Raw genomic sequence first — 17,905 nt, 5'->3', positions numbered from 1 at the left:
TGCGTTGTCTGTAGCTTGGGTAACGCGACGCTTACCCACCGGTTTGCAAAGTAACCCGCCGTGGTCCGGCAACACCTTGCTTGAAGCCAGCGGTGGAAAATGTTGAGCAGTGTTCCACCTTATATCGGGACACGTCATGACGGTACGTCCCTGTCCCGTCATTCCTCGCTCGGCGTCCATTGCTCGCGTCTCGCTGTGCAACGTCTGAGTTCGGCCTCCTGAGGCGGATTCCAGTCCGGGTCGCCTGATGGATCGAAGGCTAACTACGCTTTGCTTCGCAGTTGACTTCGCTTTGTGCGTTTCGATACTCGGCCTGATAGGCAGCACCGGATTCCCCTTCAGTAGGGAGAGCGGAATCGTTGCGAAGGGGGGTGAGCCGCATGGATGCGGCGAAAGGCTTAAAGGGCCATGGATGGCCCTTGTAAGCCGACCCCTGGAGCGGCGATGGAGCGAACGAACCCTGCGCGTAGCGCAGGGCCGGATGTAGGGGCGCGCTTTCTTTTGCTTACTTTTCTTTGCGCGTGCAAAGAAAAGTGAGTCGCCCAGCAGGGCGAAACCTGAGCTAAATGCCAAGAAAAGCGCGGCGCTCACATACCGAAATCCGTGCCGACGCTCTTCGCGCTCAAGACCACCCCCACAAGCCCTCACGAGTACAACCACCCCTTCAACGCCTGCAGATTCCCCACCTGCAGCTGCTGCGCTGCCGCATTCGCCTGCACGGTATTCGGATCGATGCCGAAGCGTTGCAGCACGTATTGCACCAGCGCGCCGCGCGTCTCTACCGGCAGTTGACCGTCGACCATGCCGAAGTCGACCTCGATGATTGCCTTCTGCGCCGGGCTCAGCCGCGCATCCGGCTCGATCAGCACGGTCACCGGCGTGTTCCACGCCTCGTCCTGTTCGCGGGTGTGTTCGCTGGTGTCCATCAGGTCCGGCTCGCCGCGGAAGCGGCTGAGTACGAAGTCGCGGTATTCGCGGTTCTTCTCGCAGTAGGCGCGCACGTGCCAGCGCATGCCGGTGAACACCAGCGTGTGCGGCGCCATCACGCGGATTTCCACCTCGGGATTGGCCAGCGAGACATACTCGCTCTCCAGCCGCAGCCCCTCTCGACAGGCCTGCAGGATCGGCCGCAGCACCTCGGGGCGGATACTGCGGTCCGGCACCTGCAGCACTTCGGTATGCGCGTAGGCCAGCGCCAGGCCCTCGATATGCGGGGCGCGCACACGGTTCTGGTCGAGTAAATGCAGATAGGCGCTGGCGCTGCCGTCGATAAACAGAGGCTGAAAGCCTTTGGTCGGCTTGTAGCCCTTCAGGTGGCGGTCATATGTCAGGTTTTTGGGCGCATGTTCGTTCAGATAGGTGTTGATGTCCTTCGAGGCCTGTTGGCGACTGATGCCAAAGCTCTGCATCAGGTGGCCCGTGGTTAGGCGGCCTTCCCACCAGGCGATGGTCTCGATCAGGCGGTAGCGCAGCGCCAGGTCCCAGCGAATCTGACTGATCGATTGCTTGCGTTTCATCGCCTCTGCACCTGTGCCAAAGATTTACATGCGTATGTCGAGCAGGTCGACGTGTCGCGCAACGCTACATATATTCAGGGTATGTTTCAACTCGATCCGGTGGATGAGGTGACCTGACATGAGCTTGATGATCAATGCCTTGGTGATGTCCTGCATGGCGTTCGCTGCGATGCTGTTTCTGGCCTGGCTGGCCTACGGCGGGAGCGATCGAAAGGGGGGATGAAGCGTTACAGTTCTGTGAAGAGAAGTGGCTTCCCGATGGACGGCATGAATCTCCAAGCGATGAACACGGTCTTTGTCTCAGGCTCATTGCTAGAGATGCTCCATGAAGACTCTGTCCCGCTACCTGGCCGATACCTTCACCTCGCAATACCGGACCCGCGTTGAACCGCAAGCGGACGGTAGGTTGGAGGTCCACGTCGGCTATCCGATCAATGGCACCCATGCGACGCGGATCGTGGCCGGGCATCAGGTACAGAACACGCTATTGGTTGAAACCATCCTCGAAGACATGCGCAACGAGCTGGCCCGTCCGCAATAGGCGCAATCAGCGATTGGCGGGCAGCGCGACGCGTACGCGCAATCCTCCCAACGGGCTTTCCTCCAGAGTCCATTCCCCACGCCAGGCCGTCAGGATATCGCTGACGATTCCCAGCCCCAGGCCGTGACCTTCCGCCGTCTCGTCCAGCCGCACGCCGCGGTCGATGACCTTTTCCCGCTGGTGCGCCGGAATCCCCGGACCGTCATCGTCCACCAGCAGGACGAAGGCGTTGCCGTCGCGCTCGATGGTGAGTTCGGCGCGGCTGCTGGCCCACTTGCAGGCGTTATCCAGCAGATTGCCGAGTAGCTCGAGCATATCTTCGCGATCACGCGGCAGACGACAGCCGGCGGGCGCCTGCCAGCGCAGGTCGAGGCCACTGCGATGGATCATCGCCAGGGTGTCGAAGAGCGCCGGCAGTTCCGCGTCGCAATCGAAATGGGCGCTGGGCAGCACGTCCACCGATAGCCGAGCGCGGCCCAATTCGCGGCTGACGCGTTGCTGAATCTGCTCCAACTGTTCCTGCAGGCTGGCCTGCAGTTCGGGGTGCGCGGCCAGTTCTTCGCGCTGTACCAGGCTGCCGAGCACCGCCAGTGGTGTTTTCAGCGCGTGGCCGAGATTGCCCAGCGCATGCCGTGAGCGCTGCAGTGTCTCTTCGGTGTGGCTGAGCAGATGGTTGATCTGCTCCACCAGCGGCTGCAGCTCGACGGGCGCCTGCTGGTCCAGTTGCTGACGCTGGCCCTGCTGCAGCTGGGCGATCTGCTGGCGTGCGCGCTCCAGCGGTCGCAGTGCCAGGCCCATGGCGTAGCGTTGCAACAGCAGCAGGGCGAGCAGGGCGAAGCCGACCAGGCCCAGCCCGCTCAGCCTGACGCGGGCAAAGCTGTCGAGGATCGGCGTGTAGTCCTGCGCCACGCTGATGATGATCGGCTGGCCGTCGCGGCGATATTCGGCGCGGTAGCCGAGCAGCCGCTGGCCCTGCGGGCCGTCGAGTAGTTCGTCCGCCAGACCCGCGCGTTCCGGCCATTGCGGTGTGGCGTCCCACAGCGAGCGGGAGCGCCAGGTTCGCCCGGGCAGCTCGATCTTGAAATAGTGGCCGGAAAAGGGGCGCTGATAGCGTGGATTGAGACGCTGCAGGTCCAATTGGGCACCGTTCGGTCCCTTTACCAGGGCGATCAGCAGGCCTTCGGTTTCTTCGCGCAGGTCGGTTTCCAGGCTGCGCCGGAGTCCCGATTCGAACAGCCACAGGCTGGTCTGTACCAATACCAGCGCCACCAGCAGCAGCGTGGCGATCAGCGCCAGGCTGAGGCTGCGCTGGATGGACTTCACGGCTGGCCGCCGAAGCGATAGCCCTGACCGCGGCGCGTTTCGATCAGCTCGCGGCCGAGCTTGCCGCGCAGCCGGTTGACGTGCACCTCGATGACATTGGAGTCGCGTTCGGTTTCGCCGTCGTAGAGGTGTTCGGTCAGCTGCGTCTTCGAGAGCAACTGCCCCGGATGCAGCATGAAATAGCGCAGCAGGCGGAATTCACCAGCGGTCAGTTCGATGTCCTGCCCATCCTTGCGGCAGCACTGGCGCGACTCGTCCAGCTCCAGGCCTCCGGCCTGCAGCATGGGCTGGTTGGCCAGGCCGTGGGCACGGCGCAGCAGAGCCTGAATGCGCAGCAGCAGTTCCTCGGGGTGGAAGGGTTTGGTCAGGTAGTCATCGGCACCGGCCTTGAGTCCGTCGATGCGCTCGGCCCAGGAGCCGCGCGCGGTGAGGATCAGCACCGGTGTGGTGAGGCCGCCGGCGCGCCAGGCGCGCAGCACCTCCAGCCCCGGTTTGCCAGGCAAGCCGAGGTCGAGAATGATCAGGTCGTAGGGCTCGCTTGCGCCCTGGTATTCGGCATCGCGGCCATCGGTGAGCCAGTCGATTGCGTAGCCGTTGCGGCTGAGGCTGGCGACCAGTTCGTCGGCCAGCGGAACGTTGTCTTCGACCAATAGCAGGCGCATCAGTCTTCCTCGTCCTTGATCAGGCGCCCGTCGCGGGCATCGAACTCCAGCTCACGGGCGACGCCCTGGGTGGTCAGCAATTCGATTTCATAGACGTAGATATCGTCGTCTTCTTCCAGTTCGGCTTCCAGCAGCCGAGCCCCGGGGTAGCGTTCCATGGCGCGCTGGATCAGCGATTCCAGCGGCACGATCAAGCCCTCGCGGCGCAGCCGCAGGGCTTCATCCTGGTCCAGGTCGCGGCTCGCCGCCGGAGTGGCGGCGAGCAGCAGCGCGAGTGGAAGCGTTACGAGAAGCGGGGCACGCATGGCTGGCCTCAGTCGTCCTGATGGTCCTTCAGCACTTCGCCGGTCTTGGCGTCGAGCTCGAGATCCCATTGCACACCTTTGTCGTCGCGCAATTCAAGCTGGTAGACGTAGCGGCCGTACTCTTCTTCCAGCTCGGACTCCTCGATGGTGGCGCCGGGGTGCTTGGCCAGTGCCGCTTCGTTGAGCTTCTCGAACGACTGGATGGTGCCGGCGTCACGCAGACGCAGCGCTTCGTCCGGACCGATGTCCTTGGCCAGCGCCAGGTTGGCACCGAGGGCGAGGGTGGCAGCGGTGAACAGCGTAGTCAGTGTTTTCATGGTGTTGATTCCTGTGGTTGGTTTCGACGATTCACAGGTTACGGGGGCTGGCTTAAACGAAACTGAATGCCCGCAGATGGCAGCGAATGCACCGTTAGAGCGAGGGTGAAAGCCGCCATGACGGCTAAGCTGGTCGGGGGAACCACGCAACCTGCTGATCGGAGTGGGTCGTCATGAAAACCGTCTTTCTTGCGCTACTCGTAATGCTCTGGCTGAGCGGCCCGGCGGCTGCCGAGGATCTGCTCAAGCCGTCCACCACGCCGCCGCCCGTGGATGATGTCTCGGCGGGAAATGCGCTGGAGGCCGAGCCCGCCCATCAGGCCGAAGGGGTGATCCGGGCCATCGACGTGCAGCAGGGCAGTGTGACCATCGCGCATGGACCGGTGCCTGAACTCAAATGGCCCGCCATGATCATGCCGTTCAAGGCGGGTGCCGCGCAGCTCCGTGGGCTGGCGGTCGGTGATGCGGTGGAGTTTCGCTTCACCGATGGCGAGATGGACCCGCAGATCGTCTCGATTCGACGGCGTTAGCTAGCGTCGTTGTTCCTGCTCATGACAGCAACCGGGCGCTGGCATGGGGCGCCCGTCTGGCGCAACGCCGTCACCGCTGTCGTAACGGTCGTGGAGGCGCACCCAATCGGTGAGGTTGTGTTGGGGCCCGGTTTCGTTGCGACCGTTGGGCGTCATGTCCAGCAGCACGTAGGTGCCGAGCAGCTCCTCCGCGCCGCGACCATAGGCCGAGAAGGTGTGGAAGATCTCGCCCTGCGGGTCCCGGTAGAAAACGCTGAAGCCCGACAGCTCCTCGCAGACGAAGGGTTGCCAGGCGTAGTTGTAGAAGACCTTGCCCTCGACGATGTCCTTGGCATCGAAGGACACGTGGAAGTCACGGTTGAACGCGCTGCCCGCCGAGGACAGCCAGCGGAACGGCCAGCCCATGCGGCGACGGAATGCCTCCAGCCGGTCGAACGGTGCGCGGGAAATAGCGGCGAAGCTGACGTCATGGTGCAGCAGGTGCAGCAGCGCGCCGCCGATATGGTCGGCCTCGAACGAACAGCCGACGCAGCCCTCGGTCCAGTCCGGGCCGAACATGAAGTGCTTGATCACCAGTTGGCTGCGGTCTTCGAACAGCTCGCTCAGGCGAACTGGGCCGCTGGCGTCGTGGAAGCGGTAGTCCTGGGCGACGTGTCGCCAGGGCAACTGCCGGCGCTTCTCGCTGAGTGCGTCGCGCTGGCGGGTGAGCTGTTTTTCTTCCTGCAGATGGGCGCTGTGGGCGGCCAGCCAGTCCTGATCGGATACCACCTTGTGCGTTGTCATGGGAGAACCTCCGTGCGCGGATATCGGGCGTGCGGCGGAGCCAGCGTCGCGCGGCGATGGCCCTGTGACAGAGTCGATTGGCGCCAGGCGAAATCGACAGCGAGCCGCCGGATACTGGGCGGCTGGCGGTGCCGCAGTTGAACTTAGCAGCCGGCGTTGCGCTCGTAATTCAGGCAAGGGTCATCCGTATGGCCCGATCCGAGTCCGTTCGCAGAAGGAAAAACGAGATGTACAACAAGACACTGACCGCCGCGTTCGCCGTTGCCATCCTGGGTTCTGGCGCTGCCTTTGCAGCCGACAAACCCGGCGCCGACTGGATCACCCTCGAGCAAGCCGTGGAGAAGGCCAAGGCCGCCGGCTACACCGAGCTGCACGGCATCGAAGCCGATGACGACGGCTGGGAAGGCGAGGGCATGAAGCAGGACGGCAAGAAATACGAGTTCAGCATCGACGGCCGCACTGGCGAAGTGACTAAGGAAAAGGAAGACTGAACGCGCCTAACCCGCGCGGCTGACAGCGCTGAGCGCAGCGCGCCGACCTCGGCGCTGCGCTCAGTTCACTCGCCGCGATGCTCCCGCAATGGGAGGCAGCCACTGACAGAGCGGGTATCATCCACATCCCTCGTCGTGCCGCGTAGCTGCATTCATGTCTGCTTCCAACTCCCGCCCCAGCACCCTGCATCTGCCCCAAGGCGACTGGGCTACGGTACTCGACTGCCTGTGCGAGCACTTCCCGGCGATCAGCCGTGCTACCTGGCTCGATCGCATGGCTCGTGGCCGCGTGCTGAACGCCGACATGCAGCCGATCGATGCCGCGCAGGCCTATCGGGTCGGCATGCGCATCCATTACTTTCGCGAAGTGCCGAACGAGACACCGGTGCCGTTCGAGGAGCGCGTCCTGCATGTCGACGAGCATCTGGTGGTGGCGGACAAACCGCACTTTCTTTCGGTGATGCCGGCCGGTGAATACGTCAATGAAACCCTGCTGGCGCGGCTGAGCAAACGGCTCGGTAACGCCGATCTGGTGCCGATTCACCGCATCGATCGTCTCACTGCCGGGCTGGTGCTGTTCTCGGCCAACCGCGAGAGCCGCGGTGCCTACCAGGCGCTGTTCCGTGAGCGGGAGATCAGCAAGCGCTACGAGGCGATCTGCCCGGCACTGCCTGGGCTTGAATTCCCCATGCGCCGACGCCTGTGCATGATGCCGGGTGAGCCGTTCTTCCTCATGCGCGAAGGCGAGGGCGAACCGAACAGCGAGACGCTGATCGAGGTGCTGGAAAGACGCGGCGACTTCTGGCGCTATGGACTTTCCCCCATCAGCGGCAAAAAGCACCAGCTGCGCCTGCACATGGCCACCCTGGGCGCTGGCATCTGTAACGACCCGTTCTACCCCAACCTGCTCGAGCGCAGCGAGCGAGAGGCCGACGACTATGCGCGACCGCTCAAACTGCTGGCGCGTGGCTTGCGCTTTCGCGATCCGTTGAGCGGGACGCTGCGCGAGTTCGAGAGCGCCCTGCAGCTGGAGTGGTGACGGCGAGCGCACCTTCCGGGCACCGGTGAGTCTCAGATCCTAGAGAGTCCACTCGCTGGTGCAGCCATGCCCGAAGGTCCATCCATCGTCATCCTGCGTGAGGAAGTTGCAGCGTTTTCCGGCTGCACCATCGAGCGTGCCGAGGGCAGCGCGAAGATCGACAAGTCCCGGCTGGTCGGTCAGGTAGTGCGCGGCTTCCGCAGCTGGGGCAAGCATTTGCTGATCGAGCTTGAGGATGTCTCCGTGCGCATCCACCTGCTGCTGTTTGGCAGTTACCGCATCAATGAGCGCAAGGACGCGGTAGCTCGGCTGAGCCTGGGCTTTGCCAACGGCGAGCTGAATTTCTACGCATGCTCGGTGCAGTTGATTGAGGGACCGCTGGACGCGACCTATGACTGGAGCATGGACGTGATGAGCGATGCCTGGAATCCTCGCACCACGCTCAAGCGTCTGCGTGAACGACCGCGGCTATTGGCCTGCGACGCGCTGCTGGATCAGCTGCTGTTCGCCGGCTCCGGCAACATCATCAAGAACGAAGTGCTCTACCGCATTCGGGTGCATCCGCTGTCGCTGATTGGGGACCTGCCGCCAGCGAAGCTGCGCGAGCTGGTACGTGAGGCGCGCACCTACAGCTTCGAGTTTCTCCAATGGAAGCGGGCTGGCGTGCTCAGGGCCCACTGGCTGGCGCACGGCCAGACCAGCTGCGTGCGCTGCAGAATCCCGCTGGTCAAGGTGAAGGAGTTGGGGCGCAGCCAGCGCCGTGCATTCTTCTGCGAACGCTGCCAAAAGCGCTATGGCGATTCAGAGCAGGTTGCGCCCGATGAGCCAAGTGGGGTCGCTGAGGGATAGCAGCGCATGTCGGATGGCACGACGCGCAGGATTACAGCTCGCCAACGCCCGCCTGATTGAAGTGGGCCACCAACAAGCCGGCCCGGGTGTTGAGCTCAGCGCGCCCGCAACTGCATCCGGTCGCTGGCGATGATGTCCTTCATATCCTCCAGCAGGGCGCTGATCTCGTCCTCGCTGCAGTCTTCCCGATAGCGTTTGCGCAGGCCGTAGCTGCTGAGGGTGATGTGCACGTCGGGCGTCACGCCATGCTGTGCCAGACAGGCGCGCGCGCAGTGCATCGGGCAGCCGTCGATAGCCAGGATCGGCCGGCCGGAATTGGCCTTCTTCACCAGTGCAGCGACGCGACCGCCTACCCCGGCGATGCACGACATTTCCGCCAGTCCGGCACGGTCGAGGCGCACCGCCAGGGTGTTGGCCAGTTGAGCGACATTCGAACAACCGGAGCAGGAATAGACCAAGGGCAGGGGCGTGCTGGTGATCATCGCGTTCTCCTGGCAGTGGCGTGACGCGGGCCATTGGAGGCGCGCGGGCAACAGGCTTGGACAGCCATCAAGAATGACGAACAACTGTGCCGCAACTCACTCGTCATAGGCGGCGAGCTTGCGGTTGTCGAGAATCTCGATGCGCCGTCGCTGCACCGATATGGTCCCCGCATCGATCAGCCGATGCAGGATGCGCGAGAAGGTTTCCGGCTGGATGCCGAGCTTCGAGGCGATCAGCCGCTTGGGCACGTCGAGCATCACCACGCCGCTGTCATCCTGCTGCGATTGCGCGAGAAAGCGCACCACGCGATGGCTGGCATTGGCCAGGGTCAGCGTGTCGATCTCGGTCATGCGCTGGTGCAGGCGGATGCTCAGGGTGGCGAGAATGTCCAGGCAGATATCCGGGTGCTGTTCGAGAATGCGCCGGTAATGCGGGCCGTTCAGGCTTGCCACCAGGCTCGCCTTGAGTGCGGTGGCGCTGACGGGGTAGGTGGGTGTGCCCTTGAACAGCAAGGCTTCGGCAAAGGACTCTCCGGCACGCATCACCTCGACCAGCTTTTCCTGGCCGTCGCAGACCACGCGGTGCAGTTTGATCTGCCCGCTGAAGAGGAAATAGAAACGGTCGGCCTTGTCGCCCTGGTGAAACAGCAAGCCCCCCGCCGGCAGGCGCTTCAGGTTGGCCGAGGCACAGACCTCCTGCAGCGCGGTTTCCGGTAGTCGACTGAACAGGTGGTGGCGGCGCAGTTCCGCGACCAGGGTTTTTTCGGTGAGCATGTGTCCTCCCCCGGACTGAACCGGGTTTCATCAGCCTGCATCCTAGGAGGCCGATGTCTGGCGCTTCCTTGATCAGGGACAAGTCTGCCCGTCACGGCGTGTGGAGGCCGTCTGGCGGTGCATCGGGCAGGCTTGACGTTGGTCAATTCGGTAACTGGGTTACGCCTCTAAAGTCACACCATATTGTGTCTGTTAAGAAAAAATACACTACATATGGTTGTGGAGGCGTTGATGCCCAGGCAGGCAGAGGTGGCGAAACCGGTTTCATTGCGCAAGCGTGACGGGCGGCTGGCAGCATTCGAAGTGGACAAGATCGCCCGCGCCGTTGCGGCGGCGGGTGCGGCGACCGGCGAGTTCGAGGCCGCGGTAGCGCAAGCGCTGGCCGAGGCCGTCCGCCTGCAGTTGGCCGATCGCACGGCAGTGGACGTCGAGCAGGTGCAGGACGCTGTCGAGCGGGCGCTGATGGCTGCCGGCTATTTCGACACCGCCCGCGCCTACATCGTCTACCGCGAACGCCACGCGCGGCTGCGGCGCGATCGCAAGGCAGTGGTGGACGTGGCGACCTCGATGAACGAGTACCTCTCCCGTGAAGACTGGCGGGTACGCGCCAACGCCAACCAGGGCTATTCGCTCGGCGGGCTGATCCTCAACGTATCGGGAAAGGTCACCGCCAACTACTGGCTGGACGAGGTCTACAGCCCTGAGATCGGCACCGCGCATCGGGAAGGCGATCTGCATATCCATGATCTGGACATGCTCGCCGGCTACTGCGCGGGCTGGTCGCTGCGCACGCTGCTCAATGAAGGCTTCAACGGTATTCCCGGGCGAGTCGAGGCCGGCCCGCCGAAGCACCTGTCCAGCGCGCTGGGGCAGATGGTCAACTTCCTCGGCACGCTGCAGAACGAGTGGGCCGGCGCGCAGGCATTCAGCAGCTTCGATACCTATCTTGCGCCGTTCGTGCGCAAGGACCGGCTGGGTTTTGACGAGGTGCGCCAGGCGATTCAGGAGTTCATCTACAACCTCAACGTGCCGTCGCGCTGGGGCACGCAGACGCCGTTCACCAACCTGACCTTCGACTGGGTCTGCCCGGAGGACCTGCGCGAGCAGATCCCCTATATCGGCGGTGAGGAAATGCCCTTCGCCTACGGCGAGCTGCAGGCCGAGATGGAGCTGATCAACCGCGCCTACATAGAAGTGATGCAGGCCGGCGACGGCCTCGGCCGGGTGTTCACCTTCCCGATCCCCACCTACAACATCACCCACGACTTCCCCTGGGACAGCGAGAACGCCGAGCGCCTGTTCGAGATGACCGCGCGCTACGGGCTGCCTTACTTCCAGAACTTCCTCAACTCGGACATGCAGCCGAATCAGGTGCGCTCGATGTGCTGCCGCCTGCAGCTGGACGTGCGCGAGCTGCTCAAGCGTGGCGGCGGGCTGTTCGGTTCGGCCGAGCAGACCGGTTCGCTCGGTGTGGTAACGGTGAACTGCGCGCGGCTGGGCTATCTCTATCGTGGCGACAAGGCGGCGCTGCTCGAGCAGCTGGATGTGCTGCTCGACATGGCGCGGCAGAGTCTGGAGGTCAAGCGCAAGGTCATCCAGCATCACATGGACGCCGGTCTCTACCCGTACACCAAGCGTTACCTCGGCACGCTGCGCAATCACTTCTCCACCATTGGCGTGAACGGCTTGCACGAGATGGTGCGCAACTTCACCGACGACACCGAGGGGCTGCAGACCGCTGCCGGCCGGGCGCTGGCGATCGAGGTGCTCGACCATGTGCGCGCACGGCTGGTGCAGTTCCAAGAAGACACCGGGCACCTCTACAACCTCGAGGCGACGCCGGCCGAAGGCACCACCTATCGCTTCGCCAAGGAAGATCGCAAGCGCTTCCCCGACATCCTCCAGGCGGGTTCGGCCGAGGCGCCGTACTACACCAACTCCTCGCAGCTACCCGTCGGCTTCACCGACGATCCCTTCGAGGCGCTGGAGCTGCAGGACGAGCTGCAGTGCAAGTACACCGGCGGCACCGTGCTGCACCTCTATATGGCCGAGCAGATTTCCTCGGCCGAGGCCTGCAAGAAGCTGGTGCGCAATGCGCTGTCGCGTTTCCGTCTGCCCTACCTGACGGTAACGCCGACCTTCTCGATCTGCCCGGTGCACGGTTATCTCGCCGGCGAACACGAGTTCTGCCCGAAATGCGATGAAGCGCTGCTGCACAAGCAGCAGGCCGAAGCGGCGCTCGCCGTCTGATCTGCGATCCCATGTCACGCCGCTCCAAGAGGTGCGGCGCCGCATACTTCACCCTCAGCAAAAGGAGCGTCACCATGAACCCAGCCAGCCAACTGCCCCAGGACCAGCGCCAGCGTTGCGAAGTCTGGACCCGCGTGATGGGCTATCACCGCCCGGTTACCGCGTTCAATCCGGGCAAGCAGTCCGAGCATCGCGAGCGCCTGCATTTCACTGAAGCGGCGGCGCGGTGACCGCAGCACTTCGCGTCGGGGGGCTGGTCCCCCTGACCACACTGGACTTCCCCGACCATCTGGCCTGTGTGCTGTTCTGCCAGGGTTGCGGCTGGCGCTGTCGCTACTGCCACAACCCGCAGCTGATCCCCGCCTGTGGCAACGAGGAAAAGCCCTGGCCGGAGATTCTCGCCTTTCTCGAACAACGCGTCGGCCTGCTCGAAGCGGTGGTGTTCAGCGGTGGCGAGCCGACCCTGCAGACCGCGCTGCCCGAGGCGACCGCCCAGGTGCGGGCGCTGGGCTACAAGGTCGGCCTGCATAGCGCCGGCATCAAGCCGAAGCTGTTCGCCAACATCTTGCCGCTGGTGGATTGGGTCGGTTTCGATATCAAGGCGCTACCCGAGCACAGCACCGCGATCACCGGCGTGGATGGCAGCGGCAAGGCCAACTGGAAGAGTCTCGAACACCTGCTGGAAAGCGGCGTCGAGCATGAATGCCGGACCACTGTGCACTGGCAGCTGTTCGACGCCGATACGCTGTGGGACATGGCGCAGCGCCTGCGCCGGCTGGGTGTCGAACGCTTCGCCGTACAGTGCGTGCGGACCGCACGGATGCTCGACGACAACCTCGCCGAGAGCCGCGCACCCTACGATCAGCAGCGCTTGTGGGAGCGTCTGGATCGACTGTTCCCATCCTTCGTGCTGCGCGGATAGACGCGTCGGGGTGCCACAACGGGCACCCCATTCAAGACCTGATCAGCCTCAGCTCCAGCCCCAGAACTGCAACCACCAGCCGTAGCCCACCAGCGCGCAGCCGGCGTTGACGCAGGCAAACGCCAGCAACCGGCGCAGGCCGTTGCCGCCGTGACGGCTGATCACGTTCCAGGCCAGATACAGGCTCCATGCGATGGCGCCGATCAGCAGCGCAGCGCGAGCCGGCTGTGCCCAGGCCAGCAGGAAGCCTTCGTAACGCAGCAGCTTCACCGTGGTGGCGGAAAGGCCGAGGAACAGCCCGGCGCCGCCCAGCGGTACCAGCGCCAGTGCCAGGTGCTGGAACACATTGTCGCCACGGCGCATCACGCGCACGGCGGCGCGTAGCAGCAGCCACAACGCGCCGCCGACGAGTAACGAGGCGCAGAAGATATAGGTGAGGATCGCCGCACCATCGAGCCAGGTGAAGGCATCGTTGGCTTGCGGGTAGTGGGTCAGCAGCCACCAGGGCGCGTTGGCTTCCAGCGGCCAGAATATGTCGCGATCCACCAGCCATTCCGCGGCGGCTTGCTTGAGGGTGATGAACCAGGGACTGACCGTCCACTGAAAGGCGCCCATGGCCAGGCCAATCATGCCGAACAGCAGCAGCGTGCTGTCCCAGTGATCGCTTTGCTGCTGACCGCCGACGATGAGGATTTCCGAGTTCGGTGAACGCGCGCTCAGCTGCACCGCACCGCGCTGGCCGCTGCAGCGGCCGCAGGCGTGGCAATCGGAATTGCCCTGCATGCGACGGATGTCGATCAGCGGCGCGCAGTTGGGCGTCGGCAGGTGCGGTTCGCGATTCTCCAGCCAGCGCTGTTCGTCGACCTTGTAGTGCACCGGCGCTAGGCGGGCGAGCAGGGCGAACACGCCGCTGACCGGGCACAGATGCCGGCACCAGACGCGCTTGCCGCGGCCGTAAAGAAAACCCACCAGCATCGCCGCGACGGTGGAGCCGCCGAGAATCAGCAGTGCCGCCTGGGCATAGTCATAGACGCTGATCAGCTGGCCGTAGACGGTGGTGAGGATAAAGGCGATGGTCGGCCAGCCGCTCCAGCGCACCCAGCGCGGTGTGCGTTTGTTCAGCCCGCGCCAGCTGATCCATTCGCTGAGCGAGCCTTCGGGGCAGAGCACGCCGCACCATAGGCGGCCGAAGAAGATCATCGACAGCAGCACGAACGGCCACCACAGGCCCCAGAAGATGAACTGCGCCAGTACCGTCAGGTTGTCGAGCATGCCGGCCTGGGCCGGCGGCAGATCGAGAAAGGCGGGGATCACCAGCAGCGTCAGATAGAAGCCAACCACCAGCCACTGCAGCGTGCGAATGGCCTTCGCATGCTGGCGCAGCAGGTCACCGAGTCGCGCCAGCCACGGCGCCTGGGCAATCACGCCGGCCTCGCAGCGAATTGCACCTGCGGCCGGGGTTTGAGCCAGGCCCATGCGGCGAGCCAGTACAGCCCCAGAATCACCGCCGCGGCCAGCGAAGGCATCGCGCGATAGCCAGTGAGGCCGGCGACGGTGCCGCCCAACGCGCTGCCGTCATCCAGCAGGGTGGAGGTGTCCCAGAGCGGATCGCCGAATACGGTGTAGAGCACTTCCGGTACGTCCATGCCCATCAGCTGGCCGCTGAAGCGGTCCAGCGCGGCCATCAGCAGCGCGCCGCCGAGCAGCAGCAACATCACCTCGCTGACCTGGAAGAAACGCCGCCAGCTGAAGTAGCGACTGCCGGCCTGCAAGGCCGCATAGCTGAGCAGGGCGAGCACGAAACCGAGCACCCCGCCGATGACGAAGCGGGTGAGGTCCATGCCCGCCTGCTGGTTACCGATGCCGTAGAGGAACACCACCGTCTCGCTGCCTTCGCGGCCGACGGCGAGCATGGCGAGCAGCAACAGGCCGAAGCCGCTGCCCTGGCTGAGCTTTTCCGCGGCGCTGTTCTGCAGGCTGGTCTTCAGCGTGCGGCCATGCTGGTGCATCCAGCCGACCATGTGCAGGATCAGCAGGCTGGCTACCAGCAGCATCGCGCACTGGAACCATTCGCCACCGCTGCCGGCGAGCCAGTCGCCGGCCTGCAGTACACCCCAGCCCAGCGCGGCAGCCAGGCCGAGGCCGGCGGCGACACCGGCCCAGAGCATGCGCAGCGCATTGCCCGCCCCCGGTTGCTGGCGCAGCCAGGCATGCAGAATGCCGATGACCAGCAGGGCCTCGACGCTTTCGCGCCAGACGATGAACATGGATTGGCCCATGGGACTCTCCTCAGAAAAGCAACTACTTGGCGATGATCTCGCCTTCGGGAAGATCCATATGGAATTCGTCGAAGAACGGATAGCGACCTGGCTTGAGCGGGTGGATCACGACGAAGGAGGTCACGCCGGGTGACAGCACCTTCTCGACGCGCAGCGGCGTGCTTTCGAACTCCGTCGGCCCGCTGCCGGCGTTGTGCACGATGATCTTGAAGCGCTGACGAGCCGGCACCTCGATGGTCGCCGGCTCGAAGTGCCCGTCACGGATGGTCAGCTCGTACGTCGGCAGCGCTGCCTGAGCCGGGCCCGCAAGCCCGAACAGCAGCGGCAGCACGCCGAGCAGCGCTTGCCCGGCGCGACGCATCAGTAGCCCCCTTTCTTGCCGATGCCGGCGTAGGTGAACTCGTAGTTCAGCTCGCAGCCTTCGAACCAGGGGGCGACGCCGGTTTCCTTGTCGGTGTGGCGACCGAACATGGCATGGCCGGAGCCCGGCGGCAGGATCTTGTAGGTCAGCTGGTACTTGCCGGGGCCGAGCAGCTTGACGTTGTCGCCGTAGTGCGGCCCGTCATTGGCCACCATCGGATGGAAGTCGCCTTCGACCACTTCGTCGGAGCCTTTCTTGCGCAGCGTGTAGTGGATACTCAGGTAAGGGACGAAGCTGCCTTCCTGCCAACCGTTGCGGTTGTCTTCGGTGGCGCTAATGTCGGCTTCAAGGTGCACGTCGGAGTCGGCGGCGGCGCGCATCATGCCCGGCGGGTCCATTTCGACCGGCTGCAGATACACCGCTCCGACCTCCATGCCGCCGCACTGCTGCGGTTCGCCGATGGGGTATTCCTTCGCCTGGGCGGGCGGGGTGAGCAGCAGGGTGGTGATGGCCAGTGTGGCGGGGATGCGCATTGAAGCCTCCGGTAGAGCAGAAAAGGACGGAGAGAAGATCGCACTTGCGCTTCCGAATGATAATGATTCGCGTCAATTTCCCAAGAAATATTTTGTTACCGCTGGCTGTATGCAAGTCCGTATGTCGCTGCAGCTCCCTGCTGGCGGGTGTCGGCAGGCAATCTGCGACCGGTCGTCACAGGAGTCGTCGCGGCACTGATTCCGTCTCGCGCGGCAGGCAGTTCTGCTGCCAATCGCTTACCGGCAGAGCGAACGGCGCGCTGGGGAGCCGTGGCAGCGCGAACCGTCGCCGAGGGAATCCTCTAAGATGATGCACCTTTCGTTTCCGGGGACTTCATGCAACCGCCCGTAGCTCTCGATGCCCGCACCGCGCGGATACTGCCGTGGCTGGTGGCCATCGCCTTCTTCATGCAGACGCTGGACGGCACCATTCTCAATACCGCGCTGCCAGCCATGGCGCGTGATCTGGCAGAGAATCCATTGCGCATGCAGGGCGTGGTGATCGCCTACATGCTCACCGTGGCGCTGCTGATTCCGGCGTCCGGCTGGATTGCCGACCGCTTCGGCAGCCGGCGCATCTTCGTTACCGCCATCGTGCTGTTCTCGGTGGGCTCGCTGTTCTGCGCGCTGTCCACCAGCTTCAACCAGTTGGTGGCGTCCCGTGTGCTGCAGGGGCTGGGCGGTGCGCTGATGCTGCCGGTGGGGCGCCTGGTGGTGCTGCGCGCATTTCCGCGCAGCGACTTCGTGCGGATCATGGCCTTTATCGCGCTGCCGGGGCTGGTTGGTCCGCTGCTCGGTCCGACCCTGGGCGGCTGGCTGGTGGAGTACGCCTCCTGGCACTGGATCTTCCTGATCAACTTGCCGGTGGGCGTGATCGGCTGCATCGCTGCGCTGCGCTTCATGCCGGATCTCAAGGGGCCCGAGCGGGTGCGTTTCGATACGCTGGGCTTCGTGCTGTTCGGCGCGGCGATGGTGCTGGTCACCATTGCGCTGGAAGGGCTAGGCCATATGCACATGTCGCATGCCCGCGTGATGCTGCTGCTGTTCGCTGGTGCGGCCTGCATGGCGGCCTATTGGCTGCGCGCCGGGCGCATCGATGCGCCGCTGTTCAGCCCCAAGCTGTTCCATACGCGCAGCTTTGCCGTGGGTATCTTCGGCAACCTGTTCGCCCGCCTGGGTGGTGGTGCGCTGCCGTTCCTGCTGCCATTGCTGCTGCAGGTGGCGCTGGGCTATTCGCCGGCGCAGGCCGGGATGAGCATGATCCCGCTGGCGCTGGGTGCGATGGCCGTCAAATCCCTGGCCAAGCCGATCATCGACCGCCTCGGTTACCGCCGTCTGCTGATCGGCAATACGCTGCTGCTCGGTTGCCTGATCGCCAGCCTGGCGACCATCGATACGCAAACGCCGACCTGGCTGCTGCTGGTGCACTTCGGATTGATCGGTATGGTCAACTCCATGCAGTTCACCGCGATGAATACCGTCACGCTAGTCGGCCTCAGCCATGCGGACGCGAGCAGCGGCAACAGCATGCTGTCGGTGGTGGTGCAGCTGTCGATGAGCCTCGGCGTGGCCACTGCCGGCGCGCTGCTGGGTGGCTTCACCGTGGCTGACGCGCAGGACAGCGAGGTGCTGCGGGCATTCCAGCTGACGTTTCTCTGTGTCGGCGGCATGGCGATGCTCGCCGCCGCGTTGTTCCTGCAACTGGAGCAGCGCGACCCTGTCCACGACGATGATGTGCGGCGGCCGGTGGACGTCAGCGAGTAGTTCTTTGCTGACCTGTAATAAAACACGACAGGTAGTAGCGATGCTACTGCGTCATGCTGGCACATCGCCGGACGGCGTGCGTGGTACGTGGCCATCCTCTGTGATCTGATGGCGGCAATGACCTGCTGCAATTGTTTACCTGTGCAAGTAAACATTATCGACCTGTAATCATAAGCTACATAT

At 64.1% G+C, this 17,905-nt stretch carries 21 protein-coding genes; 9 read left to right on the top strand and 12 right to left on the bottom strand.

The annotated features are described in order from the left end of the window. Window positions 1-644: 644 nt before the first annotated feature. The gene (locus UIB01_RS17495; protein ID WP_038663281.1) at window positions 645-1,517 is read right to left on the bottom strand and encodes a helix-turn-helix transcriptional regulator; all 873 of its coding nucleotides are present in this window, start codon (window positions 1,515-1,517) and stop codon (window positions 645-647) included. Between the two features lie 325 nt (window positions 1,518-1,842). Here UIB01_RS17495 and UIB01_RS17490 point away from each other — a divergent pair, with 325 nt between their 5' ends. Continuing rightward, the gene (locus tag UIB01_RS17490) at window positions 1,843-2,058 is read left to right on the top strand and encodes a hypothetical protein (RefSeq protein WP_038663277.1); all 216 of its coding nucleotides are present in this window, start codon (window positions 1,843-1,845) and stop codon (window positions 2,056-2,058) included. A gap of 6 nt (window positions 2,059-2,064) precedes the next feature. Here UIB01_RS17490 and UIB01_RS17485 read toward each other — a convergent pair whose 3' ends face one another. Genes UIB01_RS17485 through UIB01_RS17470 form a run of 4 tightly spaced genes read right to left on the bottom strand, consistent with a single transcriptional unit; the run spans window position 2,065 to window position 4,665 of the window. Continuing rightward, window positions 2,065-3,381, bottom strand: a complete 1,317-nt coding sequence (locus UIB01_RS17485) for a sensor histidine kinase (RefSeq protein ID WP_038663275.1) — start codon at window positions 3,379-3,381, stop codon at window positions 2,065-2,067. After that, window positions 3,378-4,043, bottom strand: coding sequence for a response regulator transcription factor (locus UIB01_RS17480; protein WP_038663272.1), 666 nt, complete (start codon window positions 4,041-4,043; stop codon window positions 3,378-3,380). The genes UIB01_RS17485 and UIB01_RS17480 overlap by 4 nt, the downstream gene beginning before the upstream one ends. Beyond that, window positions 4,043-4,348, bottom strand: coding sequence for a PepSY domain-containing protein (locus tag UIB01_RS17475; RefSeq protein WP_038663269.1), 306 nt, complete (start codon window positions 4,346-4,348; stop codon window positions 4,043-4,045). The genes UIB01_RS17480 and UIB01_RS17475 overlap by 1 nt, the downstream gene beginning before the upstream one ends. Window positions 4,349-4,356: 8 nt before the next feature. Then, complete coding sequence (locus UIB01_RS17470) at window positions 4,357-4,665, bottom strand: PepSY domain-containing protein (RefSeq protein WP_038663267.1); 309 nt, start codon at window positions 4,663-4,665, stop codon at window positions 4,357-4,359. Window positions 4,666-4,838: 173 nt separating this feature from the next. Between UIB01_RS17470 and UIB01_RS17465 the strand changes: the two genes are divergently transcribed. Then, a complete protein-coding gene (locus tag UIB01_RS17465; RefSeq protein ID WP_038663264.1) occupies window positions 4,839-5,195 on the top strand; it encodes a copper-binding protein in 357 nt (118 codons plus the stop codon). On the opposite strand, the gene UIB01_RS17460 is transcribed toward UIB01_RS17465, so the two are convergent. Next, on the bottom strand, window positions 5,196-5,978 hold the full coding sequence (locus UIB01_RS17460) for a DUF899 domain-containing protein (protein ID WP_038663261.1): 783 nt from the start codon (window positions 5,976-5,978) through the stop codon (window positions 5,196-5,198). Window positions 5,979-6,205: 227 nt separating this feature from the next. Between UIB01_RS17460 and UIB01_RS17455 the strand changes: the two genes are divergently transcribed. The 3 genes from UIB01_RS17455 to UIB01_RS17445 all read left to right on the top strand — a co-directional run bounded on the left by UIB01_RS17455 (window position 6,206) and on the right by UIB01_RS17445 (window position 8,357). Next, window positions 6,206-6,469, top strand: a complete 264-nt coding sequence (locus UIB01_RS17455) for a PepSY domain-containing protein (protein WP_038663258.1) — start codon at window positions 6,206-6,208, stop codon at window positions 6,467-6,469. A gap of 154 nt (window positions 6,470-6,623) precedes the next feature. Beyond that, on the top strand, window positions 6,624-7,508 hold the full coding sequence (locus tag UIB01_RS17450; protein ID WP_038663254.1) for an RluA family pseudouridine synthase: 885 nt from the start codon (window positions 6,624-6,626) through the stop codon (window positions 7,506-7,508). Window positions 7,509-7,574: 66 nt separating this feature from the next. After that, on the top strand, window positions 7,575-8,357 hold the full coding sequence (locus UIB01_RS17445; protein WP_038663251.1) for a DNA-formamidopyrimidine glycosylase family protein: 783 nt from the start codon (window positions 7,575-7,577) through the stop codon (window positions 8,355-8,357). A 95-nt stretch (window positions 8,358-8,452) separates the two neighbouring features. On the opposite strand, the gene UIB01_RS17440 is transcribed toward UIB01_RS17445, so the two are convergent. Both UIB01_RS17440 and UIB01_RS17435 read right to left on the bottom strand, forming a co-directional pair. Further along, window positions 8,453-8,839, bottom strand: a complete 387-nt coding sequence (locus UIB01_RS17440) for a putative zinc-binding protein (RefSeq protein WP_038663248.1) — start codon at window positions 8,837-8,839, stop codon at window positions 8,453-8,455. A gap of 96 nt (window positions 8,840-8,935) precedes the next feature. Then, complete coding sequence (locus UIB01_RS17435; protein WP_038663245.1) at window positions 8,936-9,613, bottom strand: Crp/Fnr family transcriptional regulator; 678 nt, start codon at window positions 9,611-9,613, stop codon at window positions 8,936-8,938. A 231-nt stretch (window positions 9,614-9,844) separates the two neighbouring features. On the opposite strand from UIB01_RS17435, the gene UIB01_RS17430 reads away from it, so the two are divergent. The 3 genes from UIB01_RS17430 to UIB01_RS17420 all read left to right on the top strand — a co-directional run bounded on the left by UIB01_RS17430 (window position 9,845) and on the right by UIB01_RS17420 (window position 12,785). Continuing rightward, complete coding sequence (locus tag UIB01_RS17430; protein WP_038663242.1) at window positions 9,845-11,863, top strand: ribonucleoside triphosphate reductase; 2,019 nt, start codon at window positions 9,845-9,847, stop codon at window positions 11,861-11,863. A gap of 74 nt (window positions 11,864-11,937) precedes the next feature. Further along, window positions 11,938-12,093 (top strand): anaerobic ribonucleoside-triphosphate reductase, encoded by a 156-nt coding sequence (nrdD, locus tag UIB01_RS17425; RefSeq protein ID WP_003279708.1) that lies wholly within the window; start codon window positions 11,938-11,940, stop codon window positions 12,091-12,093. After that, window positions 12,090-12,785, top strand: coding sequence for an anaerobic ribonucleoside-triphosphate reductase activating protein (locus UIB01_RS17420; protein WP_038663238.1), 696 nt, complete (start codon window positions 12,090-12,092; stop codon window positions 12,783-12,785). Before nrdD ends, UIB01_RS17420 begins: the two co-directional genes overlap by 4 nt. Window positions 12,786-12,833: 48 nt before the next feature. On the opposite strand, the gene UIB01_RS17415 is transcribed toward UIB01_RS17420, so the two are convergent. Genes UIB01_RS17415 through UIB01_RS17400 form a run of 4 tightly spaced genes read right to left on the bottom strand, consistent with a single transcriptional unit; the run spans window position 12,834 to window position 15,958 of the window. Further along, window positions 12,834-14,210 (bottom strand): 4Fe-4S binding protein, encoded by a 1,377-nt coding sequence (locus UIB01_RS17415; RefSeq protein WP_038665931.1) that lies wholly within the window; start codon window positions 14,208-14,210, stop codon window positions 12,834-12,836. After that, window positions 14,207-15,064, bottom strand: coding sequence for an FTR1 family iron permease (locus tag UIB01_RS17410; RefSeq protein ID WP_038663235.1), 858 nt, complete (start codon window positions 15,062-15,064; stop codon window positions 14,207-14,209). Before UIB01_RS17410 ends, UIB01_RS17415 begins: the two co-directional genes overlap by 4 nt. A gap of 22 nt (window positions 15,065-15,086) precedes the next feature. Beyond that, a complete protein-coding gene (locus UIB01_RS17405) occupies window positions 15,087-15,425 on the bottom strand; it encodes a cupredoxin domain-containing protein (RefSeq protein WP_015275782.1) in 339 nt (112 codons plus the stop codon). Beyond that, window positions 15,425-15,958 carry an iron transporter gene (locus UIB01_RS17400; protein ID WP_038663231.1) on the bottom strand — a complete coding sequence of 178 codons (534 nt, stop codon included), beginning with the start codon at window positions 15,956-15,958 and terminating at the stop codon, window positions 15,425-15,427. Before UIB01_RS17400 ends, UIB01_RS17405 begins: the two co-directional genes overlap by 1 nt. A 336-nt stretch (window positions 15,959-16,294) precedes the next feature. Here UIB01_RS17400 and mdtD point away from each other — a divergent pair, with 336 nt between their 5' ends. Continuing rightward, complete coding sequence (gene mdtD, locus UIB01_RS17395) at window positions 16,295-17,722, top strand: multidrug transporter subunit MdtD (protein WP_038663229.1); 1,428 nt, start codon at window positions 16,295-16,297, stop codon at window positions 17,720-17,722. Window positions 17,723-17,905 lie beyond the last annotated feature (183 nt).

The organism is Stutzerimonas decontaminans (assembly GCF_000661915.1).
Lineage (GTDB): Bacteria > Pseudomonadota > Gammaproteobacteria > Pseudomonadales > Pseudomonadaceae > Stutzerimonas > Stutzerimonas decontaminans.
Note: the sequence above shows the minus strand (reverse complement) of the source record. Positions and strands in the feature narration are given on the sequence as shown.

Coding starts and splice junctions, on each gene's coding strand:
- UIB01_RS17450 (WP_038663254.1), top strand. CDS start 6,624: ATGTCTGCTTCCAACTCCCGCCCCAGCACCCTGCATCTGCCCCAAGGC.
- UIB01_RS17490 (WP_038663277.1), top strand. CDS start 1,843: ATGAAGACTCTGTCCCGCTACCTGGCCGATACCTTCACCTCGCAATAC.
- nrdD (WP_003279708.1), top strand. CDS start 11,938: ATGAACCCAGCCAGCCAACTGCCCCAGGACCAGCGCCAGCGTTGCGAA.
- UIB01_RS17410 (WP_038663235.1), bottom strand. CDS start 15,064: ATGGGCCAATCCATGTTCATCGTCTGGCGCGAAAGCGTCGAGGCCCTG.
- UIB01_RS17475 (WP_038663269.1), bottom strand. CDS start 4,348: ATGCGTGCCCCGCTTCTCGTAACGCTTCCACTCGCGCTGCTGCTCGCC.
- UIB01_RS17430 (WP_038663242.1), top strand. CDS start 9,845: ATGCCCAGGCAGGCAGAGGTGGCGAAACCGGTTTCATTGCGCAAGCGT.
- UIB01_RS17445 (WP_038663251.1), top strand. CDS start 7,575: ATGCCCGAAGGTCCATCCATCGTCATCCTGCGTGAGGAAGTTGCAGCG.
- UIB01_RS17495 (WP_038663281.1), bottom strand. CDS start 1,517: ATGAAACGCAAGCAATCGATCAGTCAGATTCGCTGGGACCTGGCGCTG.
- UIB01_RS17470 (WP_038663267.1), bottom strand. CDS start 4,665: ATGAAAACACTGACTACGCTGTTCACCGCTGCCACCCTCGCCCTCGGT.
- UIB01_RS17480 (WP_038663272.1), bottom strand. CDS start 4,043: ATGCGCCTGCTATTGGTCGAAGACAACGTTCCGCTGGCCGACGAACTG.
- UIB01_RS17400 (WP_038663231.1), bottom strand. CDS start 15,958: ATGCGCATCCCCGCCACACTGGCCATCACCACCCTGCTGCTCACCCCG.
- UIB01_RS17435 (WP_038663245.1), bottom strand. CDS start 9,613: ATGCTCACCGAAAAAACCCTGGTCGCGGAACTGCGCCGCCACCACCTG.
- UIB01_RS17465 (WP_038663264.1), top strand. CDS start 4,839: ATGAAAACCGTCTTTCTTGCGCTACTCGTAATGCTCTGGCTGAGCGGC.
- UIB01_RS17460 (WP_038663261.1), bottom strand. CDS start 5,978: ATGACAACGCACAAGGTGGTATCCGATCAGGACTGGCTGGCCGCCCAC.
- UIB01_RS17405 (WP_015275782.1), bottom strand. CDS start 15,425: ATGCGTCGCGCCGGGCAAGCGCTGCTCGGCGTGCTGCCGCTGCTGTTC.
- UIB01_RS17455 (WP_038663258.1), top strand. CDS start 6,206: ATGTACAACAAGACACTGACCGCCGCGTTCGCCGTTGCCATCCTGGGT.
- mdtD (WP_038663229.1), top strand. CDS start 16,295: ATGCAACCGCCCGTAGCTCTCGATGCCCGCACCGCGCGGATACTGCCG.
- UIB01_RS17440 (WP_038663248.1), bottom strand. CDS start 8,839: ATGATCACCAGCACGCCCCTGCCCTTGGTCTATTCCTGCTCCGGTTGT.